Origin of the sequence: Tateyamaria armeniaca (assembly GCF_045797845.1) — a bacterium.
GTDB lineage: Bacteria > Pseudomonadota > Alphaproteobacteria > Rhodobacterales > Rhodobacteraceae > Tateyamaria > Tateyamaria armeniaca.
On sequence record NZ_JBHDIY010000002.1, the window covers coordinates 2049094 to 2074714 of the forward strand.

A 25621-nucleotide genomic window follows, 5' to 3' on the forward strand; every position below is an offset into this window, starting at 1 on the left:
AAGCAGTCGGTTTGCCATATTTCGACGCTGTTCAAGGGGCATTCCGGTTCGCGCGCGCGCGGCGTAGGTTGGGGCCATGGAATCGGCGGAGTATCACAGCGCGCTCAGCGCATTGACCTGGCAGATCGAGTTGGGTGTGGATGAGTGCATCGCGGATGCGCCCATCAACCGCTACGAGGTGCCTGCGGCTGCGGCCAAGCCTGCGGTGGCGGCTGCGGTGACCCCGGCGGCCCCCGCGGCCCCTGCGGCTGCGCCCGAGGTTGACGCCGTCGCCGTTGCACGCGCCGCTGCTGATGCTGCGCAGGACCTTGAGGGGCTGCGCGCGGCCATGGCGGCCTACGAGCATTGCGACCTCAAGCTGGGGGCGCGCAATCTGGTGTTTTCCGATGGCGTGCCGGGGGCCCGTGTGATGATCGTCGGCGAGGCGCCGGGGCGGGATGAAGACCGTGAGGGCCGCCCCTTTGTGGGGCGTGCCGGGCAGTTGCTGGACAAGATGCTGGCCGCGATTGATCTGAGCCGGGAGGCGTCGGTCTACATCACCAATGTCCTGCCATGGCGTCCGCCGCAGAACCGTGACCCCAAGCCCGAAGAGATCGCGATGATGCAACCGTTCTTGCATCGCCATATCGCGTTGGCGGGGCCGGATGTGCTGGTGGTCGTGGGCAATCACGCCTGTCAGGCACTGCTGGGCAAGCGCGGCATCACCCGTCTGCGCGGGGACTGGACCGAAGCGCAGGGCAAGCCCGCGCTGCCGATGTTTCACCCGGCCTACCTGCTGCGCAACCCTGCCGCCAAGCGCGAGGCATGGGCCGATCTGTTGGCGCTGAAGGCGCGGTTGCGCGATGGTTGATCCGATTATGCTGCTGGCCTTTGTGCCCGCCGGTCTGGCGCTGAACCTCACGCCGGGGGCGGACATGATGTTCTGTCTGGGCCAGGGGCTGCGATCCGGGCCGCGCGCGGCCGTGGCGGCAAGTGCGGGGATTTCCATGGGCTCATTTGTGCACGCGACCTTCGCTGGCCTGGGCCTTGGCGCATTGGTTGCGACGGTGCCTGTGGCTTTTGAGGTGATCCGTTGGATCGGGGTTGCATACCTGTTGTGGCTGGCTGTTCAGGCGGTGCGCCATGCAGGAACGGTGGGCGATGTGCCTGCCATTTCCCCGCGCCGCGCCTTTCGGGCAGGGCTGTTGGTGAACCTGTCCAACCCCAAGGTGATCCTGTTTGTCCTCGCCTTCGTGCCGCAATTCGTGGTGCCCGAGGCGGGTTCAGTCTTGGGCCAGTTCCTGATTTTCGGCGCGGTCCTAAGCCTTGGTGGATTTGTCATCAACGGCGCGGTCGGCGTCTTTGCCAGCGGTGTCGGGCAGCGTCTGGCACAGGGCAGCCGCGTGCTTGACTGGCTGTCCGCGTCCGTCTTTGCAGGCCTTGCCGCCCGTCTGGCCATAATGGAGCGCGCATGAGCCGTATCGACGAAAGCCTTGATTTCATCGCCATTCGCATCGCCGTTCTTACAGTAAGCGACACGCGCTCATTGGCTGAGGACCGGTCAGGCGATGTGCTGGTCGGGCGGCTTGTCGAGGCGGGGCACGTGCTGGCCGACCGCATTGTGCTGCCTGATGAGCGTGCAGAGATCGCCGCGCAACTGCGCCGGTGGTGCGATGATCCGGACATTGACGTGGTGATTTCGACCGGCGGCACGGGTCTGACGGGCCGTGATGTCACGGTCGAGGCGCACCGGGACGTCTACGAAAAGGAGATCGACGCCTTTGGCACCGTCTTTACCATCGTGTCGATGAACAAGATCGGCACCAGCGCGGTGCAAAGCCGTGCCACAGGCGGCGTGCGCAATGGCACCTACCTGTTTGCGCTGCCGGGCAGTCCGGGGGCGTGCAAGGATGCGTGGGATGAAATACTGGGCCGACAGCTCGATTATCGCCACCGCCCCTGCAACTTTGTTGAGATTTTGCCGCGTCTGGATGAACATCAGCGACGGAAATGACGCGCGCCCACGTAACAGCATTGTTGCTTCGGGTTTCTGGAAAGGCGCTCTACTGTGCTATCTGAGTGGCATGGAGCGAAAAATAGCGTGAATACATGCGGTTCTTGAGAAAAAGCCTGATGGGGTTGGTGCTGGCGGGGATCAGCCTTGGGTTGCTGGCCTATGCCGCGCAACTGGTCGGGTCTGCTGTGCAGGAACGGATGGCGCGTGAAACCACCGCGCCGCCTGCGCGCGAGCGTGTGTTTGCTGTTGGTGTCACGCGGGCCGAGCCAGGCACCGAAACGCCAGTGCTTGAGACATTCGGCGAGGTCGAAAGCCGCCGCCGTCTGGAGCTGCGCGCCGCCGCCACAGGGCGGATCATCGAGCTGGCCGACGGGTTCGAGGATGGTGGTGTCGTCACCGCCGGGCAGGTGCTGATGCGCATTGATCCGGCAGATGCCGAGGCCGCGCTGGACCGCGCACGCGCCGACCTTCTGGACGCCGAGGCCGAGGTGCGTGACGCCGAACGCGGCCTTGCCCTGTCTCTGGATGAACAGGCGGCCGCACAGGATCAGGCCAATCTGCAACAGCGCGCTTATGAGCGTCAGGTTGATCTGGCCGAACGCGGTGTCGGCACGGCGGCGGCTGTCGAGGCGGCGGAACTGGCGGCAGCGGCCTCGCGCCAGTCCGTGCTGGCCCGCCGTCAGGCTGTGACCGTGGCCGAGGCCCGCATTGATCAGGCCCAGACCCGGCTGGCCCGCGCTATCATTGCCCAGGGCGAGGCGCAGCGCGCGCTGGATGACACCACACTGATCGCCCCCTTTGACGGCACGCTGAGTGAGACGGATGTGGTTGCAGGCCGCCTTGCGTCGGCCAATGAAAAGCTGGCTGTTCTGATTGACCCCGATGCGCTCGAAGTCGCCTTTCGCGTCTCGACCGCGCAATATGCCCGCCTTTTGAATGCCGAGGGTCAGATCATGGCCGCGCCAGTAACTGCGACGCTGGACGTCTCGGGCGTCGATTTGCAGGCCACCGGCGTGATCAACCGATCAAGTGCCGGGTCGGGCGAGATGCAGACCGGGCGCCTGGTCTTTGCCAGACTTGAGACTGCGCGCGGCTTCAAGCCTGGCGATTTCGTCACCGTCACTGTCAATGAACCGCCACTCGACAACGTGGTCCGCCTGCCCGCATCGGCGGTCGATGCGAAGAACACGGTGCTGGTGCTGGGCGAGGACAACCGCCTTGAGGCGCTGGACGTGCAGGTCATGCACCGCGAGGGGGACGACGTGCTGGTGCGCAGCCCCGAGATTGCGGGGCGTGATGTGGTTGAAACCCGTTCGCCCCTGCTGGGTCCGGGCATTTCCGTGCGCCCGCTGCGCCCCGAGGCCTCGAACACGGTGCCCGCCGAACCCCAGTTGCTGGAGTTGACCGAAGAACGCCGCGCCCGTCTGATCGCCTTTGTCGAGGCCAACCAGCGGATGCCCGCAGAGGCCAAGGCCCGTGTGCTGGCCCAACTGACCGAGGCGCGCGTGCCCGCCCAGATGGTCGCGCGGATCGAAAGCCGGATGGGGGGCTAGGCCATGGCGCGTCCCATTCCAGCGGCGGCGGGCGGTGTGCTGAGTTACTTTGTGCGCCACCGCACCATCGCCAACCTGCTGCTTCTGGTCATGCTGGTCGCCGGGATTTCGGCCATGCCCAACATGCGTGCGCAGTTCTTTCCCGATGTCATCATCGACAATGTCACGGTCAGCGTGGCCTGGGACGGGGCAGGGGCCGAGGATGTGGACGGCGCCATCGTTCAAGTGCTGGAACCGGGCTTGCTCGCGGTCGAGGGGTCGAATCCTCGTCCTCGTCATCGCGCGAAGGGTCCGGGACCATCACGCTGGAATTCGAACCGGACTGGGATATGGGCCGGGCAGCCGATGACGTGCAGACAGCCGTGGATCAGGTCAGCACCTTGCCCGAGGATGCGGACGAACCCAATGTGCGGCGCGGGGCGTGGCGCGACCGGGTGACGGATGTGGTGATTACCGGCCCGGTGGATACGCAACAACTGGGTCTGTTTGCCGACGAACTGGTGGCCCGACTGTTTGCCATCGGGGTCACGCGCACCTCGATCCGGGGCATTGCCGCGCCCCAGACCCTGATCGAGGTCCCCTCGCTGCAACTGATCGCCAATGATGTTACCATGACCGAGATCGCCGCCGCCATCGCCGCCGAAGTCGACACCGACCCGGCGGGTGATGTGACCGGGGCCAATGCCCGCGTGCGCACCGGCACGCAGAAACGCACGCCCGAAGCGATTGGCGGCATTGTGCTGCGCTCGAACCCCGATGGCTCAAAGCTGCGCATTCGCGATGTGGCGCGCGTGGAGCAACTGGGCGCGGATCGTGACCGCAGCTACTTTGTCGGCGACGATCCCGCCGTCTCCATCCGCGTGGATCGGTCGAACCGGGGCGACGCCATCGAAATGCAGGCGCAGGTGCAGGAGGCCGCTGACGCGCTGCAGGCCACGCTACCCCCGTCTGTCACGGTCGAGCTGATCCGCACCCGGGCCGAGGCGATCTCGGCCCGTCTGAACATCCTTGTGGACAATGCCCTTGTCGGCCTTGGTCTGGTGGTTGCGCTGCTGTTCCTGTTTCTGAACGCGCGCACCGCCATCTGGGTGGCGGCGGGCATTCCCGTTGCCCTGATGGCGGCGATTGCACTGATGTATGCGGGCGGTTTGACGATCAATATGGTGTCCCTGTTCGGTCTGATCATCACGCTGGGGATCGTGGTGGATGATGCCATCGTGGTGGGCGAACATGCCGATCACCGCTACCGCACCTATAGGGAGCCACCCAAAGTTGCAGCGGAAAACGCGGCCAAGCGCATGGCGATGCCCGTCTTTGCCGCAACACTGACCACCGTGATTGCCTTTTTCGGGCTGATTGCCGTGGGGGGCGGTTTGGTGATCTGATCCGCGACATCCCGTTCACCGTCATCGCGGTGCTGATCGCCTCGCTGATCGAGTGTTTCCTGATCCTGCCTCATCACATGGCCCACGCCCTTGGCGCATCAGACAACAAACGGTTTAGCCGCGCGCGTCTGGCCGTGGCCGTGGCCAGCATCGCGGTGCTGGCGGCCGTGCTGTCCGGCGCGGTTAGTTTCGTGGTGTGGGCGGATGCGTTGAGCGACTGGCGCGCAGCACTGCCCTTTTTGCTGGCGGGCCCGGCCATTGCCGCTGCGATCTTTTTGCTGTCGCCGCGCCGCGCCAAGGTCAGATGGGTGGCGGTGATGGGCCTTAGGGGCCTTGATACCCCGTCGACCCTGATCAACGGCGGATTCGAGTGGATGCGTGAGCGCTTGTTCCGCCCCTTCATGGCCGGTGTCATCGCCTGTCGTTATGCCGTTCTGGCCGGGGTCTGCGTCGTGCTGGCCAGCCAGGTCGCGCTTTTCATTCAAGGCGACGTGCAGTGGCGGTTCTTCAACGCGCCCGAGCGTGGATCGGTCACCGGCAACTTTGCGATGATCGAAGGCGCCACGCGCGAAGATACGCTGGCCATGATGCGCGAGATGCAGCGCGCCACCGAGGCGCTGGGGGCCGAGTTGGAAGAGCAGCACGGACGCAACCCCATCGACTACGTCATCGCCGAGATCGGCGGCAATGCGGGGCGGGGCCTGTCGGGCACGGACACCAAGGACAATGACCTGCTGGGCGGCATTTCCATCGAGTTGATCGATGCCGATCTGCGCCCCTATTCCTCTTTTGCTTTTGTCGGCCAGTTGCAGGACGCAGTGATCCATCACCCGATGGTCGAAACAGTCAGCTTTCGCGGCTGGCGCTCGGGCCCCGGGGGCGATGCGCTGGATGTGGAGTTCTTCGGGGCCGACACAGACACGCTCAAGGCCGCCTCCGAAGACCTCAAGCGCGCGCTGTTGCAATTCCCCGAAGTGAGCGCGGTCGAGGACAATCTGGCCTATGACAAGGAAGAGCTGATCCTTGATCTGACCCCGCAGGGGCAGGCGTTGGGCTTTACCATCGACACGCTGGGCAGTGCATTGCGCGCGCGCCTCAACGGGATCGAGGCGGCGACATATCCCGATGGGCCGCGCAGTGCTGAAATCCGCGTCGAGTTGCCGACCGGCGAATTGACGGCCGATTTCCTGGACCGCACCCAGATGCGCACGCCCGAGGGCCTTTATGTCCCGCTGGCCGATATCGTGAGCGTCGCCAGCCGCACGGGCTTTTCCACGGTGCGGCGCGAGAACGGCATTCGTCTGATTTCTGTGACCGGTGACATCTCCGAAGACGACCCCGCACGCGCGACCGAGATCAATCAGGTGCTGGCGGACGAGATCCTGCCCACCATCGCCGCAGAGCGTCAGGTGGATTACCGCCAATCCGGCCTCAGCGAGCAGGAGGACGAGTTCCTGCGGGATCTCGATGACGGGCCTGACCCTCGTTCTGATGGGGATATACCTTGTGCTGGCCTGGGTGTTTTCAAGCTGGACGCGGCCCATCGTTGTGATGGCGATCATTCCCTTCGGCCTTGTCGGCACGATCTATGGCCATGCGCTGTGGGATGTGCCGCTGAGCATGTTTACGGTTGTCGGGTTGCTGGGTATGACCGGGATCATCATCAACGATTCCATCGTGCTGGTGACTACCATCGACGAATACGCCAAGGAACGTGGGCTGTTTCCATCGATCATTGACGGTGCCGCAGATCGCTTGCGCCCGGTGCTGCTGACCACGCTGACCACGGTTCTGGGCATGACGCCGCTGCTTTACGAGACGTCACAACAGGCGCAGTTCCTCAAGCCGACGATCATCACGCTGGTCTACGGGCTGGGCTTTGGCATGCTTCTCGTGCTGCTGGTCGTGCCCGCACTGGTCGCGATGCAGCATGATGTGGCGCGCCAGATCAAGGCGATGCGGCGCGGGCTGGTGTCGCCTGCGGCCTCGGTGCGCTGGGCGTTCATGCTGCTGTGGGCGCTGGTGCTGGGCTGGTTTGCGGCGACGATGGGGCATGCCATTGCGTTCGCCGCGCTGCCCCCCATCCTTGAGGCACTGCCAGGTCTTGCGGCGCGCGATGCGATGCCCGCGGCGCTGATGCTGTTTTGCACAGGCGTTCTGATCCTTGGCTTTGTGGGTTATGTGCTGGGTGCGCTTGCCTTTCAGCTCGCGCGCCGCCGCGCGGCATAAAAAGGGCGCGCGCCACCGCGCGGCCTGAGGGTCACCCGGCGCTGCACCCTCGCACGTCGACGGCATAATCGCCGCCCAGTATCGTGATGCGTACGTCCGACCGCTCGATCCCGAACGCACCACCCTTGGGGTGCACCATCTCGCTTACGGCGACCAGCGTATCGCCCTGCCGCGACGTGCGCGCCTCGCTGATCCAGAGGCCGGGTGTGCCGGTTTCGATCACTGCAACTTCGCGCCCGCCGGTATGGGGCAGGGTCACATGCGCCTCGATCTGCATTCCGTGATCCGTGGGGCTGAGGCGGCAGGTGGCGCTGCGCACATTCGCCTCGCCCTCGGAATAGGGTACATCCGCCATGGCGGCGACAATGGCGGGGGTGGGGCTGGCGTCAGGGGCGTCCAGAAGGGTGTCGATGTCGATCTCGTGCGGGATGCAGATGTCGGCGCAAACCCCCAGCGCCATGGTGCCGTGCAGACGCACCGGCTTGCCCGCGCGTTTTGGCGTCACATGGAGCGGGATGACCAACTGGCCGGAATAGCCGATCGAGCGCATACCGTTCTGATCATAGACCGACGGCGTGGGCCACGTGATCGAAACCGCACCAAGATTGCGCGCAAGGCTCCAGTCGAACTGCGGTGGAATGCCCGCATCACCGGGGCTGCGCCAATAGGTTTTCCAGCCCGGTGCAAGGGTCAGTTGCAGGGCAGCCACGCGCCGCCCGTCCGGCAAATCCCAGCCCTGCAGCACCTCGGAGGTGACCGGGTCGGGAAATGCGTTTTGTGCCGCGCCGGGCAGCGGGGCCGCACAAATGGCGGCTGTAAAGAGGCGAATGGCAGTGTTCATGTGCCTTACATGCCAATGGAGGTGATGAAATCCAAGTCACGATCCAGTGCGCGCCCCCTTGCCTGCGGCGGACCACCCCCTTGTTCCCGCAGGCCCGGGCGGTCATTGTGGGTGTATCTGAGCCGCTGCGTAACGCCACGGAGACCATGATGCCCGATCCCTTTTCGCTGGACCTGACAGGCAACCTGCTGGTGGCGATGCCGGGCATGGGCGATCCCCGCTTTGACCGGTCGGTCATTTTCATCTGCGCCCATTCGGATGAGGGCGCGATGGGGCTAATCGTGAACAAGCCCGCCCGCGATGTCGATCTGGGTGATCTGCTGGAACAGCTGGACATCAAGGTTGAACCGGGCATCCGCCACATGCAGGTCCATATCGGTGGCCCGGTCGAAACCTCGCGCGGATTTGTCCTGCACAGCACCGAATATACATCCCGCCTGAAAACGCTGGAAGTTGGCGACACCTTTGGCATGACCGCCACGCTGGATGTGCTCGAAGACATTGCAGCAGGCGGGGGCCCGGATCAGTCGCTGGTCATGCTGGGCTATGCAGGATGGGGTGCGGGCCAGCTTGAGGGCGAGATTTCCCGCAACGGCTGGCTGACGGTCGATGCCGAAGCGGACCTTGTCTTTGGCGCGGATGACGATGCCAAATGGGCAGCGGCGCTGGCCACCCTCGGGATTGATCCGCTGGGCCTGTCGGGCATGGCCGGGCGCGCCTGACAGCGGTGAAATCTCTGGTCAGTAAAGGATTGTGATCAGCGCGGCGCGGCAGCCCGTCTGAGCCGGTCGTTGATCGCCCGCCCGAGGCTTGTGTCCGGGATCGGCGCGACCGCGATGGGTTTGCCCTGTGCATCCAGCGCGTGCAGATGACCAAAAAGGTTTGCCGCTGCCTCGACCAGATCACCGGTGGGCGAAAGGTTCAGATCGCCCGTGACCGCGCCGAACCCCAGCAGCAGTTCATCCGGGTTTGCCCTGTTCGCATCCAACCGCAACGCCGCGCGCGGGGCGTAATGCGAGGCAAGCTGGCCGGGGGCCGTGATCCCGCCGCCTGCTTTGGAGAGCGGGCCGGTCAGCGCCTCGATCTCTTCCTGTGCAACGCCGCCATGGCGCAGCAGCGCCAGCGGCGTGCCCCCGACAATTGTCGATTCCAGCCCCACGGTGCAGGCCCCGCCATCCAGCACCGCATCGATGCGCCCGGACAGACCGGCCAGCACGTGATCCGCCGTGGTCGGGCTGATCCGCCCGGACGGGTTGGCCGACGGGGCGGCAACGGGGCCGTCAAATGCACTCAGCAGCGCCTGCGCCAGTGGATGGGCGGGCACCCGCAGGGCCACAGTATCAAGACCGGCGGTGACCAGCGGGGACAATCCGTGATCCGGGGCAAGTGGGACGACAAGGCTGAGCGGACCGGGCCAGAACCGGTGCGCAAGCCGCAGCATGTCGGAATTGAAAACGCCATGACGCTGGGCTGCTTCAAGGCTGCCCACATGCACGATCAGCGGGTTGAAGGCGGGTCGCCCCTTGGCCTCGTAAATGCGCGCCACAGCCTGACCATCGCGCGCATCCGCACCAAGGCCATAGACCGTCTCGGTCGGGAAGGCGACAAGGCCGCCACTGCGCAGGATTTCGGCGGCGCTGCGCACGCCCGAAGCGTCAGAAGCAAGCCTTTGCGTTTCCATGTCGCTCATTTCAATCCGTGACGCCGCGTTTGAGTTGCGATAGCCTGCGGGCAATCGCATTTATACATTCAAAGACGCCCATTTACGCGCAGCCTTCGCGCTTGCCAAGCCATTGAAACCCGGAGCCCTCCGCCATGACCTATCGCGCCCCTGTTGACGACTATACCTTTCTGTTCGACCACATCGTGGGTCTGGGGCAGGTCACCGCAACCGACCGTTTTGCCGAGGCGACGCCGGATGTGACATCCGCCATCCTGACCGAAGCGGGCAAGCTGTGTGAGGATGTGGTGGCCCCGTTGCAGCGCAATGGTGATCTGCACCCCGCGCGTCTGGAAAATGGTGTCGTGCGCACTTCGCCCGGGTATGCCGAAGGCTACAAGGCCATCGCCGAGGGCGGCTGGGTCGGTATGGCGGCGAACCCCGAATATGGCGGCATGGGCCTGCCAATGACTGTCACAAGTGCCGTGAACGAGATGATGAGTGCGGCGTGTCTGTCGCTGCAACTTGCGCCCCTGATGTCTCAGGGCCAGATTGAAGCGCTGGAGCATCACGCATCCGACGCGATCAAGGACCTGTACCTGCCCAAACTGATTTCGGGCGAATGGTCGGGCACCATGAACCTGACCGAACCGCAGGCGGGATCGGACGTGGGTGCGCTGACCTCAAAGGCCGAAGACAACGGCGACGGGACCTACGCCGTGTCGGGGCAAAAGATCTACATTTCCTGGGGCGACAACGACTTCACCGACAACGTGTGCCATCTGGTGCTGGCCCGCACACCCGGTGCCCCGGCGGGCACCAAGGGCATCAGCCTGTTCCTCGTGCCGCGCAACCTGCCGGACGAAAACGGCAATGCGGGCGTGGCCAACAGCCTCAAAGTGGTGAGCCTTGAGCACAAGATGGGCCTGCACGGCTCGCCCACCTGCGTGATGCAATATGATGGCGCCACCGGCTGGATGGTCGGGGCCGAAGGCGGCGGCATGGCGGCCATGTTCACCATGATGAACAACGCGCGCCTTGGTGTTGGCGGGCAGGGCGTGGGTGTGGCCGAAGGGGCCTATCAGCACGCGCTGGGCTATGCGCTGGACCGCAAACAGGGCAAGACCGAAGGCGAAACCGGCACCATCATCGACCATGCCGATGTGCGCCGGATGCTGATGACCATGCGCGCCGAAACCTATGCCGCACGCGGCATCGCGTTGATGTGCGCCGTGGCCATCGACATGACCACCGCGACGGACGATCCGCGCTGGAAATCCCGCGCCGCCCTGCTGACCCCGATTGCCAAGGCGTTCGGCACGGACATCGGCAACGAAGTCGCCAATATGGGCATTCAGGTTCATGGCGGCATGGGCTTTGTCGAGGAAACGGGCGCGGCACAATATGCGCGCGATGTGCGTGTCACCACCATCTACGAGGGCACCAACGGCATTCAGGCGATGGACCTTGTGGCGCGCAAGATGATGGACGGGGGCGAGGCGGCGGGCCTGATCTTTGACGAGATCGAAAGCGCTGCCGAAGCCGCGCGGGCCACATTCCCGAAAATGGCGGAAACTGTCTGGCAGGCCAGCGAATCCCTGCGCGAAACGACGGAATGGATGATCTCGCAGAACCACCGCGTGCGCTTTGCCGGGGCGGTGCCTTACCTGCGCGCCTTTGCCCGGGTGCTGGGCGGGCACATCCATCTGCAGTCGGCCCTGAACGATCAGGGCGGGGCGCATGAAAAGGTCGCGCGCTTTTACATCCAGCGGCTGCTGCCCGAACATGACAGCTTGCTTGCACAGGCGCAGGCCGGAGACTACGACGTCTATGCACTGACACCGGAAGAGTTTGCCGCCTGATGAATGACACCTCCCCCGCTGGCCTCAGATACCCGTGGGAGGACCCGCCGGAGCAAAGTGCGGCAATCGAAGTCGCGCCGGGCGTGTTGTGGATGCGCCTGCCGCTGCCGATGAAGCTGGATCACGTGAACGTCTATGCGCTGGATGATGGCGATGGGTGGACGGTGATCGACACCGGCTTTGCCTCGAACAAGACGCGCGGCATCTGGCGCGCGCTGATGGCCGTGCCGCTGGGGGCAAGCCCATACGGCGTGTCGTTGTCACCCACCATCATCCCGATCATGTCGGCCTTGCGGGGTGGTTTCAGTCAGAATTCGGGGCCGAGTTGGTCACCACCCGCACCGCGTGGCTGTTTGCACGGATGCTGACGCTGGATGTGCAGGAGGCCCCGGTCGCGGAAACGCTGGATTTCTGGCGCAGTGCGGGGATGGACGCGGATGTGTTCGAACAGCGCCGCACCGAGCGCCCGTTCAATTTCGGCGACATCGTCGCGCCGATGCCGCTGGGATATACCCGTATCCAGCAGGGTCAGAGCATCGACATGGGCGGACGCACCTGGGACATCCACATGGGCAACGGCCACGCGCCCGAACACGCAACCTTCTGGAGCCGGGACGACAATCTGGTGATCTCTGGCGATCAGATCCTGCCCTCGATCAGTCCGAATATCGGCGTTTACGCGACTGAACCTATGGCGGATCCCATCGGCGAATGGCTGGAAGCCTGCGAGCGCCTGAAACCGCTGGCGCGGGACGACCAACTGGTGCTTGGTGGCCACAAACTGCCCTTTACCGGCCTGCCGACGCGGATGCGGCAGTTGATCGACAACCATCACGGGGCACTGGCGCGTCTGCTGGATGACCTCGATACCCCGAAATCCGCCGCCGAATGCTTTGCCCCCTTGTTCAAACGCAAGATCGGGGCGGGCGAATATGGGCTGGCGCTGGTTGAAGCCGTCGCCCATCTGTCGCACCTTTACCAGGAGGGGCAGGCCACGCGCACCCGACGCGGCGACGGGGCCTGGGTGTATCAGCGCAAGGGGTAAGCCATGGACGACAAGATCAACACCGCCGCCGAGGCGGCCGAGGCCGACGCACTGCCGCGCTGTCACGAAGTGCATTGTGACCCCGACACGCCCAACATCGCCTCCAGACCCGTGCCCGCAGCGGTGAAAAAGACCCCCGCCGCGCAGAAAAGCCCGGCCCAATGGGCCTATGAGCGCATCGTGATGTACCTCAAGAATTTCGAAGAAAGCCTGGACAACGAACACGAGGCCGCGATGGGCTTTACCGGCGGGGATGCGGGGGTGCTGCGCATCGAAGGGATGGGCTATTTCGATCCCGACATCGTGACCTTTTACGGCAGCGATCCGACCGGGGCGAAAACGCAGTTGATCCAGCACGTCACGCAGATGAACGTGATGCTGCGCGCCCTGCCCAAGGCGGTTGAACAGGCCGAACCCAACCGTATCGGTTTCCGCCTTGTGCAGGACCTTGAAGAAACGTGATGCATCGCGCAATTTGCGCGCCAAAGACGCAGTGACAGACCCCGCACGATAGGCTAAAGCGCGGATGACAGATTTGAAAAGGACGGGACATGGCAGACCACAAACACGGCGACATGGACATCAAGGCCAACGAAAAGACCTTTGACGGTTTCATGAAATGGACAACATGGTCCGTGATCGTGATTCTTGTGATCATCGTGGGTATGGCGATTTTCATCACCTGATTGACCAGAGCAGGGCAGGGAGTGCCGGGTATGCGTTTGAGTGCGGCATGTGTGCTGTTGTTGCTGTTGGCCGCCTGCGCGCAGACGCCCGCGGTTCCCTATGCCTCCAAGGCCCGCACCGAAGCGGTGGCCTACCGCGCGCCGGGGCCGGATACGTTCACGATCTTCACGATGGTCAGCAATCGCAACGGCAAGGGCGCGCATTCCGCACTGATGATCAACGGCAGCCAGCGGGTGATCTTCGACCCCGCCGGGTCTTTCGTGAACGAACGTGTGCCGGAACGTGAGGATGTCCTTTACGGTGTCACCCCTGCCGTGCTGGCCGGGTACAAAGTGCGCATGCCCGCAGCACCTTTCACGTGGTCAGCCAGACCTTCGAGGTGACCCCCGAACAGGCCGCCATTGCGTTGCGACTGGCACAAAACAACGGCGCCGTGGCACGCGCGTTCTGCACCAGCGCCACGACCGGCCTGTTGCGCAGCGTGCCCGGATTTGAAGACATCGGTCAGACGATGTTCCCCACCCGCCTGATGGAGCAATTGGCCACCCGCCCCGGTGTCGTCGAAGAGAAGTATTTTGAGGACGACGAGGGTGGCATTCTCGAAGGCGTCGAAGGGATCGTGCTGCCCGATTGAGGGGCGGTGTTGTTGCTCAGCTGGTGGATGCACGAAAGTGTCAGTTCGGGACGAAGCGGTCATTTGAGTTTCTTATGCCAGTGTCTGCTCTTGGGTTGCGGCACACCGGATGTTACCTCGTCAAAGGCGGATCCATTCCGCTGGTTGACTGGAGAACTAAATGCCAAGGCCCCCTGAATACTGCGATTTGTTCACCTATCGCAAAAGGTCTGTCATTCCTGAAAATGTGCAGGAGCTTGCTCGCGAATTAGGGGTATCGTTTCAAAGGAAGAAGGTATCGGCGGAGCTTGTATCGGCGTTCAGAAGCGCTTTGCAAAACTTGCCCGCAGAATCTGTACCGCGTGGTGCACTTGAAATCCGAGAGATTGCTCAGATGAGCATCGGTTATGGACACCGAGAACCATCTGGGCTTGGTTCAAGCTTCTTGCAGGCCCTCGGTCTAAATCACAAGAACGAGGACACTTTCCTGCGAGATCATCCCGACTTGGGTTGGCTTCTCATGTTTCATGGCAGCGGATATGTGCGTCAGGCTGCTATGGAAGCGCTAACGACCTCACCGAGCTGCCCATTCGAAGTGGCGGCTGTTGTTTATCGCCTGAATGATTGGGTTGGCAATGTGCGCACGGCATCCACTGAGTATGCAAGAAGATTTCTGCTAACCGCGAGTGCAAAAACCATCAGCGAAAGCGCGTTTTTTCTGCTTCCTCAAGTGTACCATTTGAGCAGATGGAATGATCAGGCGCTTTCGGTCGTGCAGGATAGCATCTATCGCACAGAAGTTCTGGACGAAATGCGAGAGCAGTTTCTTGCGCCCCGTAGCGGCAAGGTTGGACAGAGCCTGAGGCTTATTCTTCAACGGTCTGATTTTGACATCCACCTTGAGAAACTGGTTTTGGACGCACGGCTTCCGACTGTTCGAGCAATTGCCACTGAGACCCTCCTCATGAGGCGTGCTAGATGGTTTGTGGGATACCGCAGAGAATGGGTGAATAAGGTCTATGGGATGACTCGGCGTACTGCAGAGTTTGAAACCCGCGATGTTGAGATTGATTTTGGAGTTGCGGATGTTCTGGGGGCTGCTGCGCGTGACAAATCTTCGTTGGTTCGAAGGATTGCGGCTGATTTTCTGATCTCAAAGCGGGAATATTTAACGGCTGAAATGGCCGATCTGTCCGATGTACTTCGAAACGACAAGAGTTCTGCTGTCCGTTCCAGAATCGATTTTCTCGACAGAGCGATCGCGAGTGCCTGACTAAGAAAAACCGACATTCGCTATCACGCAGCAACTTGGTAGGTATGGGCTCAAAGCCGCCCATCGCTGCAACACGCCACTCAGCACTTGGATCGGAGTCAAGCCGTAGGCGCCGATCTATCGCCAGTCCGCCCGACCGGGCAGGCGATATCGCTGGTCTTGGTGCGACAGGCGGGCGGTGCGCTATCCTCGATCCAAAAACCGCGCGGGAAACGGTGTATCTTCGTCACTCCTCGAGCTGGCAATGGATCGACACGGCACCCTTGCAATGGGCTCGAAACCCGACTTTTCCCGCCTTGTTCCAGAACAAAACACGCCTTCAAAACGGTCCGGTTTGAAGGGGAAAAGGCTGATGGATCGAGGCGTCAGTTCTGAACAAACAGTTAAAACGCCTCTGCAAGCCATTGAAATTGCTTGACCCACGAACTGTCCCAGCGTGGGACAGGACCAATGGATGACCTACGTCGCGCGCCTACCCCAGCCAATAAACTGACACAAAAAGCGCTGCCGCCCCGGCCCCGATGGCGGCAAAAACATTGCGCGTCGAGATGCCGACACCAAGGGTGACCAGCGCGGCCAGCACGCGGGTCGGATCGGTGCCGCCGTCCTCTCCTGAATAGACCACCAGCGGGGCCACCAACGCAGGCAGGATCGCCACAGCTGTATAGCGCAAATGCCGCACCAGCCATGCAGGCAGGGGCCTGTCCCCGACAAAGCCGAGAAAGGCAAAGCGGAGCAGGAAACTGCCAAGCCCTAGGCAGAAAATCACGATCCACAAGGTGTCTTTTTCGATCACGTGTCACCCTCATCTGCAGGCAACATCGGGTCGGTCTTGAGCCACAGTTCGGCCTGTGCGCCGGCCATCATACCGGCCATTCCGGCCACGATCAGACCCAGTGAATAGGGGATCGAGACGGCCAGCAGGGCCACCACGACCGCCACACCGGCGGCAATCAGGTGGGGCAGGGTGCGCATCATCGGCGCGACCATCGACAGGAAGGCAATCGGCAGGGCAAAGTCCAGCGGCAGGCCAACTGGCAGGGAGGTTCCGATGGCCGCCCCAAGGTAGCTGCACCCGAACCACACGATCATCACCAACAGGCAGGTGCCGAAATAATACCCCATGCGCTGGGGCACGGTCATGGAGGCATCCGCCTCGAACTTGGCATGGCTGAGCGCATAGCTTTGATCCACCAGAAGGTAGGAAGCAAAGATGCGCTGCCAGAGCGGTGCGCGGCCCAGATAGGGGGTGAGGGCCGCCGAATACATCGCCACGCGCAGGTTCACCGCAAGGGCCGATAGCAGCACGATCACGGTGGGTGCCTGATCCTGCATCAATTGCAGGGCAGTGAATTGCGCCGCCCCCGCGATCACCACCAGTGAAAAGCTCATCACTTCGAAAACGCTCAACCCCGCCTCGGTCGCGAGCACGCCAAAAAGCAGCGCGAATGGCCCTGCCACCGCCATGAACGGTGCCCCGTCGCGAACGCCCGCCCAAAAGGCGGATTTGGTGGTGGTGAAGGGCATCGACGGGCCTTAGGTTGGACAGCACAAGGCTTAGCCGTCCGGCAAAGGGGATGCAATTGGCGCAAGGCAATGACACCAGCGGATACCTGATTGCGCCAGACCCAAAGGCGACCCGCCTGACGCGCGCTGTGACCGGCCATGACCAGACCGGGGCTGCGACCGAAATTGCGGTGATCGAGGAGCGCCCGCTGACCATTTTCCTCAATTCCCAGGAAATCGTGACGGCCATGACCATCGGGGATTATCCGGACTACCTGGCCCTTGGTTTTTTGCGCAATCAGGGGATGCTGAGCGCGGCGGATGAGGTCACCGGCGTCGACTATGATACAGAGCTGGAAACCGTCATTGTGCGCACGGCCTCCCCGACCGATCACGAGGAAAAGCTGAAGAAGAAGACGCGCACGAGCGGTTGCGCCGTGGGCACCGTCTTTGGTGACATGATGGAGGGGCTGGAGGGGCTGACCCTGCCGCAGACGCAGGTGCGCACCTCGGACCTTTATGCGCTGGCAGCAACGATCAATCGCACGCCGTCGCTTTATCTTGAGGCGGGGGCGATTCATGGCACGGTGCTGTGCTGCGGGGATCGCCCGTTGGTCTATATGGAAGACGTCGGCCGCCACAACGCCGTCGACAAGATCGCAGGCTGGATGATGGCGACGGGGACGGGGGCGGAGGACAAGATCCTTTACACCACCGGCCGCCTGACCTCCGAGATGGTGATCAAGACGGCGATGATGGGGATACCGGCGTTGGCGTCGCGGTCGGGCTTTACCGCGTGGGGGTCGAGATTGCGCGCTCGGTCGGGCTGACCCTGATCGGGCGGATGCGTGGCCAGCGCTTTGTCTGCCTGAGCGGGGAAGAGCGGCTGGTGCGCGATGCCGATCCTGCTGCCGTGCCAGAAGATGCCGCGAAACACCGCCGCAAAGGTGCACGTGCATGACCCCGCCTCTGGGCGTGATCCTTGCCGGGGGACAGGCCACCCGCATGGGAGGCGGCGACAAGGGCCTGCTGCGACTTGGGCCGTCGACCTTGCTGGACCACGTGATTGCGCGGCTTGACCCGCAGGTGGAGGGACTGGCCCTGAACGCCAATGGGGATGCGGCGCGTTTTGCCGACCTGAACCTGCCGGTGCTTGCCGACAGTGTGGATGGGTTCGCAGGGCCGCTGGCAGGCGTGTTGGCAGGGCTGGACTGGGCGGCGGGCCAAGGGGCTGACACCATCGTCACCGCCGCTGCGGATACGCCATTTTTCCCCTGCGATCTGGTGCCATGTCTGCAGCTTGCCAGTGAGGGGATGGCGCATCCGCTTGCTCTTGCCGCGACGCCCGATCCCAAACGCGGGCTGGCGCGGCATCCCACTTTTGGCCTGTGGCCCGTGGCCTTGCGCGGCGATCTGCGCCGCGCTTTGACCGACGGCGTGCGCAAGGTTGTGCAATGGACGGACCGCCATGACGCACGCCTTGCAACATTCCCGGACGAGGCTGCCTTTTTCAACGTGAACACACCGGACGATCTGGTCCGGGCCGAGGCGATGCGATGAGGGTTTATGGCGTTGTCGGCTGGAAGAACGCAGGCAAGACAGGCCTGATGGAACGCCTTGTGACCGAGATCACGGGGCGCGGGTTCACCGTGTCGACAGTCAAACACGCCCACCACGCCTTTGATGTCGATCAGCCGGGCAAGGACAGCCATCGCCACCGTGTTGCGGGCGCGCACGAAGTGCTGCTGGCCTCGGCCAACCGCTTTGCCCTGATGCACGAGGTGCGCGACGCTGACGAGCCATCGCTGGCGGATTTGCTGACCCGCTTGTCGCCCGTCGATCTGGTGCTGGTCGAAGGGTACAAGCGCGATGCTCACCCCAAGATCGAAGCGCATCGCGGTGAGACAGGCAACGCGCTGATCGCGCCCGGTGATCCGACCATCCGGGCCGTGGCGAGTGACGTTGCGCTGGACCTTGACCGCCCGGTTTTCGATCTTAACGACACGGGTGCCATTGCCGATTTCATTCTGGCCGAGGTGGCTTTGTGAGCGGGTTCAAGCGGATCATCATCGTGGATTGGTCGGCTTCCAAAGTGCCGTCGCCGAAGAAACCGTCGCCTGATGCGATCTGGATGGCGGTGCACCGGGCGGGGGCCACGACATGCACCTATCACCGCACGCGTTCGGACGTGATCGAGGCACTGTGCGCCCAGTTTGACGAGGCCATCGCCCAGGATGAACGGGTTCTGGCGGGGTTCGATTTCCCGTTTGGGTATCCTGTGGGTTTTGCGCGCGCGGTGACGGGTCGGGATGACCCGTTGGCGCTTTGGGCTGATCTGGCGGCGCGTATCGAGGATGGCGCGGACAATGCCAACAACCGCTTTGACGTAGCGCGTGACCTAAACGGCCTGTTTCCCGGTGTCGGTCCGTTCTGGGGGTGTCCTGCGCCTTTAGCGGACGACAATCTGCCCGCGAAAGGAACGTCCCGTCACGGGCACGGTATGGCCGAGCGACGCAAGGTTGAGGACCTGATCCGCTCGGCGCAACCCTGCTGGAAACTCTACACGACGGGCTCTGTCGGCTCTCAGGCGTTGCTGGGCATTGCCCGTCTGGAGCGGTTGCGCGCGCGTTACGGGGCCGCCCTTTCTGTAGCTCCGTTTCAGGCCTCTGACACACCGATCGTGCTGGCCGAAGTCTACCCATCGCTTCTGGCCCACGAGGTTGCCGCGCGGCAAGCCAAGGATGAGATCAAGGACTGCGCGCAGGTGCGCGTTCTGGCCGAGGCCTTTGCCGGACTGTCTGCCGACCATCTGGATGCGATGCTGCGCGAAGGGGACGCGGAGGAGGGATGGATACTCGGGCTTGGGCATATTGATGCGTTGAGTGCCGGTCTGGAGCGATACCCGCCACCCCTCAAGAACGACTGTTTTGCGTTGCCGCAGGGGGTGAACTGGACGCCTGTAGAGGATGCCTTGGCAGATCTCAGATCGCGGCTTGGGCCAGTTGTGGGAGTTGAAACAGTGCCGGTCACGGATGCGCTGGGTCGGGTTCTTGCAAGCGACGTTGATGCAGTGCGCGCGCACCCGCCGCTGCCGAACACGGCTGTGGATGGCTATGGTTTTGGCGGTGGGCGCGGCTCGGGCGTACATCGCCTGCCCTTGGTCGCAGCGCAGATGACGGCGGGCCGCGCGCCCGATATGACCGTGCCCGAAGGCCATGCCATTCGCATTCTGACAGGGGCCGCATTGCCCGACGGCGTCGATACAGTGGTGTTGCAAGAGGATGTGAGCCGGGAGGGCGGGGCCATCGCCTTTCATGGGCCGATCAAGCAAGGCGCGAATGCCCGTGCGGCGGGCGAGGATGTGCGCGCAGGGGACTGTATCGCGGGCGCAGGGCGGCGGCTGACGCCTTCGGACCTTGGTCTGCTGACGGCCGTGGGTGTGGGCACGGTGCAGGTGCGCGCGCCTTTGCGCGTTGGCGTTCTGTCCACGGGTGATGAACTGGTTGAAGCCGGCGGGACGGCAGGGCCGGGCCAGATTTACGATGCAAACCGGCCCATGCTGCTCGGGCTGATCACGCAGTTGGGTCATGTGGCTGTGGACTTTGGGCGCGTGCGTGATGACCGCGCCGCCTTGTCGGCCTGTCTGGATGTCGGCGCCAACGAGGCCGATGTGATCCTGACCAGCGGTGGCGCGTCCGCAGGGGACGAAGACCACGTGTCCGCCCTGTTGAACGAGGCAGGCGCGATGGCGCTGTGGCGCATCGCGATCAAGCCGGGGCGGCCACTGGCGCTGGGCATGTGGCAGGGCACGCCGGTTTTTGGCCTGCCGGGCAATCCGGTTGCGGCTATGGCCTGCACGCTGGTGTTCGCCGCACCTGCGCTGGCGCAAATGGCCGGAGCCGGGTGGTCGGAGCCGCAGGGGTTCGACGTGCCCGCCGGGTTCGAGAAACGCAAGAAGGCGGGGCGGCGCGAGTATTTGCGCGCCCGCATACGGGATGGCCGGGTCCAGGTGTTCCCCTCGGAAGGGTCGGGGCGCATCAGCGGGTTGTCATGGGCCGAAGGGCTGGTGGAATTGCCTGATGATGCGCTGCATGTGCGCCCGGGCGATCCGGTGCGCTACATTCCGTGGACTGGGTTCGGAGTCTAGTCGAACGTCCCGGCGACACGGCCCAGCAGCATAAAGGCGCGCGCGGTGCGGGTGTCGCTGAGCGCTGCGATTTCGGCATCTGTGGCGGTTTCGGCAAAGGTCGATATCGTCTTGTCAAAGCGACGCAGGAAATGGTGCGCGGCATCGCGAAAGATCGGGTCCTGTTTCATCCTTCCGGCGGTCAGCGCCAGTGATGAGCGATCCCGCACGCCCCCCAATGCGGCGACAGGGCGGCCACGTGCGCCGCTTGCGAATTGACGCCAGACTTCGGGGCGGGCGCGGTCGGGGCGCAGATCGTCCATATAGATGCCATCCTGGCTGAGCAGGGTCAGGATGTCTTGCGCGGCCTGCACCAGTTGCGCCGTGCCGCGATCCCGCATCGCCTTGCGCAGCGCGGCAAAGCCGTCCTCGTCCTCGGTCGTTTCGGGGAAGTTGAGGGCACGGATGAAATCCTCGACCGGCAGCGGTGGTGCCATGTCTTCGGCAGTGGTGCCAAGGGCGAGGGCGGGCTGATCGCCGGTGTCGACGGGGGCGGCCGCAGGGCGCGGCGCGTGCTCGGCTTCGCGCCGCGTCTGGAAGGTGGCAAGAGCGGTCTCGGTCTTGCGCGTGGCGGCGGCAATCTCGTCCAGCTTGCGCGCGACCGATGGTTCCTTGGACACATCGCGCCCATGTTGTTGTGCGATGTAGGCTTGCCGGATCGCATCAATGGCGGCCTGCAAGCGCTGGCTTTCCTCGCGCATCACGCGGCTGGACCGCGCGGCAGTCGCCGCAACCCAGATCATCGCAACCGGCATGAACACCGCCAGCATCGTGATGAGAAAGCGCAGACCCTCGGCCCCTGTCGTTTCCGCCCCGGTGTCAGACAGTAAAAAGAACGCCGCCGCCCCCAGCAGCCAGAAGGCCGACAGGATCAGGGCAACCACTTCGATCGAGGTGACACCCGCCTGCTGCGGCTTGTCATAGATCCCGAGCGGAGTCGGTCGGGAAGAGGGGGAGTGGTCTCGTCAGCCATGGCCTCAGCTATAGCTGATTTTCAGCACTTCATAGGACTTTTCGCCCCCCGGCGTGCGCACTTCGACGCTGTCGCCCTCTTCTTTGCCGATCAGGGCCCGCGCAATCGGCGATTTGATGTTCAAAAGCCCCTTTTCGATGTTGGCCTCGTATTCGCCAACGATCTGGTAGGTCTTTTCCTCATCCGTGTCCTCGTCCGCCAGCGTCACGGTGGCCCCGAACTTGATGGCGCCGGACATCTTGGTCGGGTCGATCACGTCGGCGAGCGATATCACGCCTTCGAGCTCTTTCACTCGGCCTTCGATGAAGGACTGCTTTTCCTTTGCCGAATGATACTCGGCGTTTTCGCTGAGGTCGCCGTGCTCGCGCGCCTCGGCAATCGCCTTGATGATGGCGGGCCGTTCGACGGTCTTGAGTTGCTTGAGCTCTGTTTCCAGAGCCAGAGCACCAGCGCGGGTCATTGGAATCTTTTCCATGGCAGTCGTCCAGATAAGGTGCGGCGGCACCGTTACAGCGCCGCCGAATAGATAACATAGCACTTACCTGACCCAATGGACCGGGGGAATGCAAGCGGATTTGATGGGGGCTCTGCCCCCGGCCTGCGGCCTTCCCCGGGATTTTTTACTTCAGAGAAGAGGGGGCCTAGTCGTATTGCACCACCTCGTATTCGATGCCGTCGTGGTCGTGGAAGTAAAACCGCTGTCCCGGTTCGTAGTCGTAATGTTCGCCGGGGGTGAAGCCTGCATTGGCCACGCGTGTGCGCATGTCCGCGATGTCGTCCACCACTACCGCAATGTGGTTGAGCCCGCCTTTGGTCATGTAATTGTCTTCGCGCGGTTGCACGCCGCCTGCCTTTGGCACGTAAAGCGCGAGGTAGTGCGTGTCGGTGCCCACGTGGACGGAATAGCCCACCTCGCGCGACCCACCCGTCCAGCGGACGTGCCAGCCGAACAGATCGCACATCCATTTGGCAGTGGCATCGGGGTCGGTGACCGTGAAGTTGGTGTGTTCAAGCTGTGCGGCTGCGCTCATTTTGTCTTTCCTTTCGTGACTGATAGGGTCAGTGTCGCACCTCAAGTCAACTTGAGGTCAAGGGGTTTTTTCGATGAGCGCATCCGAAGGGCTGGGTATTGGTGAGATTGCCGCGCGCACCGGTTTGGCGGTGTCGGCGATCCGTTATTACGAGGAGGAAGGGTTGATTGCCCCATGGCGCAACGCCGGCGGGCGGCGCCGGTTTCAGCGGGCCGACATTCGGCGGCTCAGCTTCGTGATGATCGCCCAGCAGTTCGGCTTTACCTTGCCCCAGATCCGGGTCGAACTGGACCGTCTGCCACGCCACCGTGCACCGACCAAGGCCGATTGGGCGCGCATCAGCCGCACCTTTCGCAACGACCTCAACACCCGCATTTCCCGCCTTGAGCGTCTGCGCGACACGTTGGATGGGTGTATTGGCTGTGGTTGTCTGAGCCTTGAGGCCTGCGCCCTTTACAACCCCGCGGATCGCGCAGGCCAGCGTGGCACCGGGCCGCGTTATCTGCTGGGGGACAGGCCGGAAAACTGACCCGGCGTGCCCTTTACCGGTAGGTTTGACCGATCAGCATCTGCGGCGTTGCATTCGTGAACTTGGGGATGTCGGCCAGAACCGGACCCGCCGCGGCGAGTGCCGCATCCAAATCGGCCTTGTCCGCAAACACAAACGTCGCAATCGCGTGAAAGGCGGCAGGTGTGTCAGGGCCACCTGCCATGCCCTTGGTCACCACCATGTCCTGAATGTGCTGGCCCATATGTGCGTCAACAAGACCCATGTGAGTCTTGGCATAATATGCGTCGTTGAAATGCGATCCGTCCGTCACCGGGTAAAGTACCTGTAGCGTAATCGCCATCTGCACATCCTTGTCCTGCTGCCGATCGACTGTGCGCGAACCTACGTGAATTCGAAAGCATTATGTGACGCATCGCAGCAGTGACGGGATTTTACGCCGTGTCGCGATTGCATACCGGACGACGCTGGGCTAGCCAATTCGGGATGATTTTTCAGAAGGGTGCGCCCTTCGACCGGGACAAGGGGAGTGGTCCGACATGGCCGAGATTGAACGCGAAGCGATGGAGTATGACGTTGTGATCGTTGGCGCAGGCCCTGCGGGTCTGTCGGCAGCCATTCGTCTCAAACAACTGGACGCGGACCTGAACGTGGTCGTGCTGGAAAAGGGCTCCGAAGTTGGGGCGCATATCCTGTCCGGCGCGGTTCTGGACCCCTCTGGTCTGGATGCACTGATACCCGACTGGAAAGATAAGGGCGCGCCGCTGAACGTGCCGGTCAAGGACGACAACTTTTACATGTTGGGCGAGGCCGGGCAGGTGCGTATCCCCAACCTGCCGATGCCGCCGCTGATGAACAACCACGGCAACTATATCGTTTCGATGGGCAATGTCTGTCGCTGGATGGCCGAACAGGCCGAGGAACTGGGGGTCGAGATTTTCCCCGGCATGTCCTGTTCCGAACTGGTCTACGGCGACAATGGCGAGGTCAAAGGCGTCGTTGCGGGTGTGTTTGGGTTAGAGGCTGATGGCTCCATCGGCGAAAACACCGAGCCGGGCATGGAGTTGCACGGCAAATACGTGTTCCTGTCCGAAGGTGTGCGCGGATCGCTGTCCAAAGAGGTGATCGCGAAATACAACCTGTCCCAAGGCAAAGAGCCACAGAAATATGGCCTTGGCATGAAGGAAATCTGGGAGATCGACCCCGACAAACACCGCGAAGGGTCTGTCATCCACACGATGGGCTGGCCGCTGGGCAAGAACGCGGGCGGCGGGTCGTTCATCTATCACCTTGAGAACAATCAGGTTTATGTCGGTTTTGTCGTGCACCTGAACTACAAGAACCCGCACCTGTTCCCCTACATGGAATTCCAGCGCTTCAAGCATCACCCGATGGTCGCAGAGCTGCTGAAGGGTGGCAAACGCGTGGCCTATGGCGCGCGCGCGATCTCCGAAGGCGGATACCAGTCGATGCCCAAGATGGTGGCGCCGGGTGTGGCGCTGCTGGGCTGTTCGGTGGGCATGGTCAACGTCCCCCGCATCAAGGGCAACCACAATGCGATGCTGTCGGGCAAGGCCGCGGCCGAAGCTGCGTTCCGCGCGATCAAGGGTGGCCGTTCGGGCGATGAACTGTCCGGATACGAGCGCGAAGTGCGCGAAGGGGCCATCGGCGCTGACCTGAAAAAAGTGCGCAACGTCAAACCGTTCTGGTCCAAATACGGCCTTACCGCATCTCTGGTGCTGGGCGGGTTCGACATGTGGACCAACACAATCGGCTTTTCCCTGTTTGGCACGCAAGGCCATGGCAAGAACGACGCCGATGCGACAGAAGAAGCGTCAAAGCACAAGGCGATCGACTATCCCAAACCTGATGGCAAGCTGTCCTTTGACCGCCTGACCAACGTCGCCTTCAGCTTTACCAACCACGAAGAAAGCCAGCCCGCGCACCTGCGCTTGAAAGACGACACCATCCCGGTGGCGCAGAACCTGCCGAAATATGCAGGCCCATCGGCGCGCTATTGCCCGGCGGGTGTGTACGAATTTGTCGAGGAAGAGGGCAAAGACACACGCTTTGTCATCAACTTCCAGAACTGCGTGCACTGCAAGACCTGCGACATCAAGGACCCGGCCCAGAACATCACCTGGACGACACCGCAGGGCGGAGACGGGCCGAACTATCCGAATATGTGAGCCAACAAGCAGTCGGGCGAGGCCGGGCGGTTCATTCTGTCCGGCCTTTTTTATGGGCAGGCGGCATAGGCCGAAATCTAACCA

The 25621-nt window shown here is 62.9% G+C and carries 24 protein-coding genes and 3 pseudogenes; 19 read left to right on the top strand and 8 right to left on the bottom strand.

Features of this window, described 5'->3' with window-relative positions; all coding sequences use genetic code 11:
* The first annotated feature begins 76 nt into the window (after positions 1-76).
* From ACERZ8_RS10355 to ACERZ8_RS10375, 5 genes and pseudogenes are all read left to right on the top strand, one after another.
* Positions 77-850 carry a uracil-DNA glycosylase gene (locus tag ACERZ8_RS10355; RefSeq protein WP_407592122.1) on the top strand — a complete coding sequence of 258 codons (774 nt, stop codon included), beginning with the start codon at positions 77-79 and terminating at the stop codon, positions 848-850.
* A complete protein-coding gene (locus tag ACERZ8_RS10360; RefSeq protein ID WP_407592123.1) occupies positions 843-1454 on the top strand; it encodes a LysE family translocator in 612 nt (203 codons plus the stop codon). Before ACERZ8_RS10355 ends, ACERZ8_RS10360 begins: the two co-directional genes overlap by 8 nt.
* The gene (gene moaB, locus ACERZ8_RS10365; RefSeq protein WP_407592124.1) at positions 1451-1993 is read left to right on the top strand and encodes a molybdenum cofactor biosynthesis protein B; all 543 of its coding nucleotides are present in this window, start codon (positions 1451-1453) and stop codon (positions 1991-1993) included. Before ACERZ8_RS10360 ends, moaB begins: the two co-directional genes overlap by 4 nt.
* Before the next feature lie 95 nt (positions 1994-2088).
* Positions 2089-3549: an efflux RND transporter periplasmic adaptor subunit gene (locus ACERZ8_RS10370; protein ID WP_407592125.1), complete on the top strand. Its 1461-nt coding sequence runs from the start codon at positions 2089-2091 to the stop codon at positions 3547-3549.
* Between the two features lie 3 nt (positions 3550-3552).
* A pseudogene (locus tag ACERZ8_RS10375) lies at positions 3553-7163 on the top strand (efflux RND transporter permease subunit).
* A gap of 31 nt (positions 7164-7194) precedes the next feature.
* Here ACERZ8_RS10375 and ACERZ8_RS10380 read toward each other — a convergent pair.
* Positions 7195-8004: a protein-disulfide reductase DsbD domain-containing protein gene (locus ACERZ8_RS10380; RefSeq protein ID WP_407592126.1), complete on the bottom strand. Its 810-nt coding sequence runs from the start codon at positions 8002-8004 to the stop codon at positions 7195-7197.
* A 149-nt stretch (positions 8005-8153) separates the two neighbouring features.
* Between ACERZ8_RS10380 and ACERZ8_RS10385 the strand changes: the two genes are divergently transcribed.
* Positions 8154-8726: a YqgE/AlgH family protein gene (locus ACERZ8_RS10385; RefSeq protein ID WP_407592127.1), complete on the top strand. Its 573-nt coding sequence runs from the start codon at positions 8154-8156 to the stop codon at positions 8724-8726.
* Between the two features lie 35 nt (positions 8727-8761).
* On the opposite strand, the gene ACERZ8_RS10390 is transcribed toward ACERZ8_RS10385, so the two are convergent.
* Positions 8762-9694 carry an L-threonylcarbamoyladenylate synthase gene (locus ACERZ8_RS10390; RefSeq protein WP_407594234.1) on the bottom strand — a complete coding sequence of 311 codons (933 nt, stop codon included), beginning with the start codon at positions 9692-9694 and terminating at the stop codon, positions 8762-8764.
* Positions 9695-9819: 125 nt separating this feature from the next.
* Between ACERZ8_RS10390 and ACERZ8_RS10395 the strand changes: the two genes are divergently transcribed.
* The 7 genes and pseudogenes from ACERZ8_RS10395 (at position 9820) to ACERZ8_RS10425 (ending at position 15144) form a co-directional block, all read left to right on the top strand.
* Positions 9820-11526: an acyl-CoA dehydrogenase gene (locus ACERZ8_RS10395; protein WP_407592128.1), complete on the top strand. Its 1707-nt coding sequence runs from the start codon at positions 9820-9822 to the stop codon at positions 11524-11526.
* Positions 11526-12571: pseudogene (locus ACERZ8_RS10400) on the top strand (MBL fold metallo-hydrolase). Before ACERZ8_RS10395 ends, ACERZ8_RS10400 begins: the two are co-directional and overlap by 1 nt.
* Before the next feature lie 3 nt (positions 12572-12574).
* On the top strand, positions 12575-13033 hold the full coding sequence (locus ACERZ8_RS10405; protein ID WP_407592129.1) for a DUF6173 family protein: 459 nt from the start codon (positions 12575-12577) through the stop codon (positions 13031-13033).
* A gap of 89 nt (positions 13034-13122) precedes the next feature.
* Positions 13123-13257: an aa3-type cytochrome c oxidase subunit IV gene (locus ACERZ8_RS10410; RefSeq protein ID WP_407592130.1), complete on the top strand. Its 135-nt coding sequence runs from the start codon at positions 13123-13125 to the stop codon at positions 13255-13257.
* Between the two features lie 30 nt (positions 13258-13287).
* Positions 13288-13641 carry a hypothetical protein gene (locus ACERZ8_RS10415; protein WP_407592131.1) on the top strand — a complete coding sequence of 118 codons (354 nt, stop codon included), beginning with the start codon at positions 13288-13290 and terminating at the stop codon, positions 13639-13641.
* Complete coding sequence (locus ACERZ8_RS10420; protein WP_407592132.1) at positions 13617-13892, top strand: hypothetical protein; 276 nt, start codon at positions 13617-13619, stop codon at positions 13890-13892. The genes ACERZ8_RS10415 and ACERZ8_RS10420 overlap by 25 nt, the downstream gene beginning before the upstream one ends.
* A gap of 187 nt (positions 13893-14079) precedes the next feature.
* Entirely contained in the window at positions 14080-15144 is a 1065-nt protein-coding gene (locus tag ACERZ8_RS10425; RefSeq protein WP_407592133.1) for a hypothetical protein, read from the top strand.
* Positions 15145-15616: 472 nt separating this feature from the next.
* Here the strand turns inward: ACERZ8_RS10425 and ACERZ8_RS10430 are convergent, their stop codons facing one another.
* The gene (locus ACERZ8_RS10430) at positions 15617-15940 is read right to left on the bottom strand and encodes an AzlD domain-containing protein (protein ID WP_407592134.1); all 324 of its coding nucleotides are present in this window, start codon (positions 15938-15940) and stop codon (positions 15617-15619) included.
* Positions 15937-16671, bottom strand: a complete 735-nt coding sequence (locus tag ACERZ8_RS10435) for an AzlC family ABC transporter permease (RefSeq protein ID WP_407592135.1) — start codon at positions 16669-16671, stop codon at positions 15937-15939. Before ACERZ8_RS10435 ends, ACERZ8_RS10430 begins: the two co-directional genes overlap by 4 nt.
* A gap of 50 nt (positions 16672-16721) precedes the next feature.
* Between ACERZ8_RS10435 and ACERZ8_RS10440 the strand changes: the two are divergent.
* The 4 genes and pseudogenes from ACERZ8_RS10440 to ACERZ8_RS10455 all read left to right on the top strand — a co-directional run bounded on the left by ACERZ8_RS10440 (position 16722) and on the right by ACERZ8_RS10455 (position 20797).
* A pseudogene (locus ACERZ8_RS10440) lies at positions 16722-17611 on the top strand (formate dehydrogenase accessory sulfurtransferase FdhD).
* Positions 17608-18210 (top strand): molybdenum cofactor guanylyltransferase MobA, encoded by a 603-nt coding sequence (mobA, locus tag ACERZ8_RS10445; RefSeq protein ID WP_407592136.1) that lies wholly within the window; start codon positions 17608-17610, stop codon positions 18208-18210. The pseudogene ACERZ8_RS10440 and the gene mobA overlap by 4 nt, the downstream one beginning before the upstream one ends.
* Positions 18207-18698 carry a molybdopterin-guanine dinucleotide biosynthesis protein B gene (gene mobB / locus ACERZ8_RS10450; RefSeq protein ID WP_407592137.1) on the top strand — a complete coding sequence of 164 codons (492 nt, stop codon included), beginning with the start codon at positions 18207-18209 and terminating at the stop codon, positions 18696-18698. The genes mobA and mobB overlap by 4 nt, the downstream gene beginning before the upstream one ends.
* Positions 18695-20797, top strand: a complete 2103-nt coding sequence (locus tag ACERZ8_RS10455; RefSeq protein ID WP_407592138.1) for a molybdopterin-binding protein — start codon at positions 18695-18697, stop codon at positions 20795-20797. Before mobB ends, ACERZ8_RS10455 begins: the two co-directional genes overlap by 4 nt.
* Here ACERZ8_RS10455 and ACERZ8_RS10460 read toward each other — a convergent pair.
* From ACERZ8_RS10460 to ACERZ8_RS10470, 3 genes are all read right to left on the bottom strand, one after another.
* On the bottom strand, positions 20794-21762 hold the full coding sequence (locus tag ACERZ8_RS10460; protein ID WP_407594236.1) for a hypothetical protein: 969 nt from the start codon (positions 21760-21762) through the stop codon (positions 20794-20796). The two genes, ACERZ8_RS10455 and ACERZ8_RS10460, sit on opposite strands and share 4 nt — an antisense overlap.
* A 51-nt stretch (positions 21763-21813) precedes the next feature.
* Positions 21814-22284 carry a transcription elongation factor GreA gene (greA, locus tag ACERZ8_RS10465; RefSeq protein ID WP_407592139.1) on the bottom strand — a complete coding sequence of 157 codons (471 nt, stop codon included), beginning with the start codon at positions 22282-22284 and terminating at the stop codon, positions 21814-21816.
* A 166-nt stretch (positions 22285-22450) separates the two neighbouring features.
* A complete protein-coding gene (locus ACERZ8_RS10470; protein WP_407592140.1) occupies positions 22451-22840 on the bottom strand; it encodes a VOC family protein in 390 nt (129 codons plus the stop codon).
* Between the two features lie 73 nt (positions 22841-22913).
* Between ACERZ8_RS10470 and soxR the strand changes: the two genes are divergently transcribed.
* Entirely contained in the window at positions 22914-23369 is a 456-nt protein-coding gene (soxR, locus tag ACERZ8_RS10475) for a redox-sensitive transcriptional activator SoxR (protein WP_407592141.1), read from the top strand.
* Positions 23370-23382: 13 nt separating this feature from the next.
* On the opposite strand, the gene ACERZ8_RS10480 is transcribed toward soxR, so the two are convergent.
* A complete protein-coding gene (locus ACERZ8_RS10480) occupies positions 23383-23691 on the bottom strand; it encodes an EthD family reductase (RefSeq protein WP_407592142.1) in 309 nt (102 codons plus the stop codon).
* 196 nt (positions 23692-23887) lie between these two features.
* Here ACERZ8_RS10480 and ACERZ8_RS10485 point away from each other — a divergent pair, with 196 nt between their 5' ends.
* Positions 23888-25537 carry an electron transfer flavoprotein-ubiquinone oxidoreductase gene (locus ACERZ8_RS10485; protein WP_407592143.1) on the top strand — a complete coding sequence of 550 codons (1650 nt, stop codon included), beginning with the start codon at positions 23888-23890 and terminating at the stop codon, positions 25535-25537.
* Positions 25538-25621: the final 84 nt, after the last annotated feature.

Coding starts and splice junctions, on each gene's coding strand:
- ACERZ8_RS10370 (WP_407592125.1), top strand. CDS start 2,089: ATGCGGTTCTTGAGAAAAAGCCTGATGGGGTTGGTGCTGGCGGGGATC.
- mobA (WP_407592136.1), top strand. CDS start 17,608: ATGACCCCGCCTCTGGGCGTGATCCTTGCCGGGGGACAGGCCACCCGC.
- ACERZ8_RS10385 (WP_407592127.1), top strand. CDS start 8,154: ATGCCCGATCCCTTTTCGCTGGACCTGACAGGCAACCTGCTGGTGGCG.
- ACERZ8_RS10390 (WP_407594234.1), bottom strand. CDS start 9,694: ATGAGCGACATGGAAACGCAAAGGCTTGCTTCTGACGCTTCGGGCGTG.
- ACERZ8_RS10360 (WP_407592123.1), top strand. CDS start 843: ATGGTTGATCCGATTATGCTGCTGGCCTTTGTGCCCGCCGGTCTGGCG.
- ACERZ8_RS10480 (WP_407592142.1), bottom strand. CDS start 23,691: ATGGCGATTACGCTACAGGTACTTTACCCGGTGACGGACGGATCGCAT.
- ACERZ8_RS10410 (WP_407592130.1), top strand. CDS start 13,123: ATGGCAGACCACAAACACGGCGACATGGACATCAAGGCCAACGAAAAG.
- ACERZ8_RS10395 (WP_407592128.1), top strand. CDS start 9,820: ATGACCTATCGCGCCCCTGTTGACGACTATACCTTTCTGTTCGACCAC.
- ACERZ8_RS10470 (WP_407592140.1), bottom strand. CDS start 22,840: ATGAGCGCAGCCGCACAGCTTGAACACACCAACTTCACGGTCACCGAC.
- ACERZ8_RS10380 (WP_407592126.1), bottom strand. CDS start 8,004: ATGAACACTGCCATTCGCCTCTTTACAGCCGCCATTTGTGCGGCCCCG.
- ACERZ8_RS10355 (WP_407592122.1), top strand. CDS start 77: ATGGAATCGGCGGAGTATCACAGCGCGCTCAGCGCATTGACCTGGCAG.
- mobB (WP_407592137.1), top strand. CDS start 18,207: ATGAGGGTTTATGGCGTTGTCGGCTGGAAGAACGCAGGCAAGACAGGC.
- ACERZ8_RS10405 (WP_407592129.1), top strand. CDS start 12,575: ATGGACGACAAGATCAACACCGCCGCCGAGGCGGCCGAGGCCGACGCA.
- ACERZ8_RS10415 (WP_407592131.1), top strand. CDS start 13,288: ATGCGTTTGAGTGCGGCATGTGTGCTGTTGTTGCTGTTGGCCGCCTGC.
- greA (WP_407592139.1), bottom strand. CDS start 22,284: ATGGAAAAGATTCCAATGACCCGCGCTGGTGCTCTGGCTCTGGAAACA.
- ACERZ8_RS10435 (WP_407592135.1), bottom strand. CDS start 16,671: ATGCCCTTCACCACCACCAAATCCGCCTTTTGGGCGGGCGTTCGCGAC.
- soxR (WP_407592141.1), top strand. CDS start 22,914: ATGAGCGCATCCGAAGGGCTGGGTATTGGTGAGATTGCCGCGCGCACC.
- moaB (WP_407592124.1), top strand. CDS start 1,451: ATGAGCCGTATCGACGAAAGCCTTGATTTCATCGCCATTCGCATCGCC.
- ACERZ8_RS10485 (WP_407592143.1), top strand. CDS start 23,888: ATGGCCGAGATTGAACGCGAAGCGATGGAGTATGACGTTGTGATCGTT.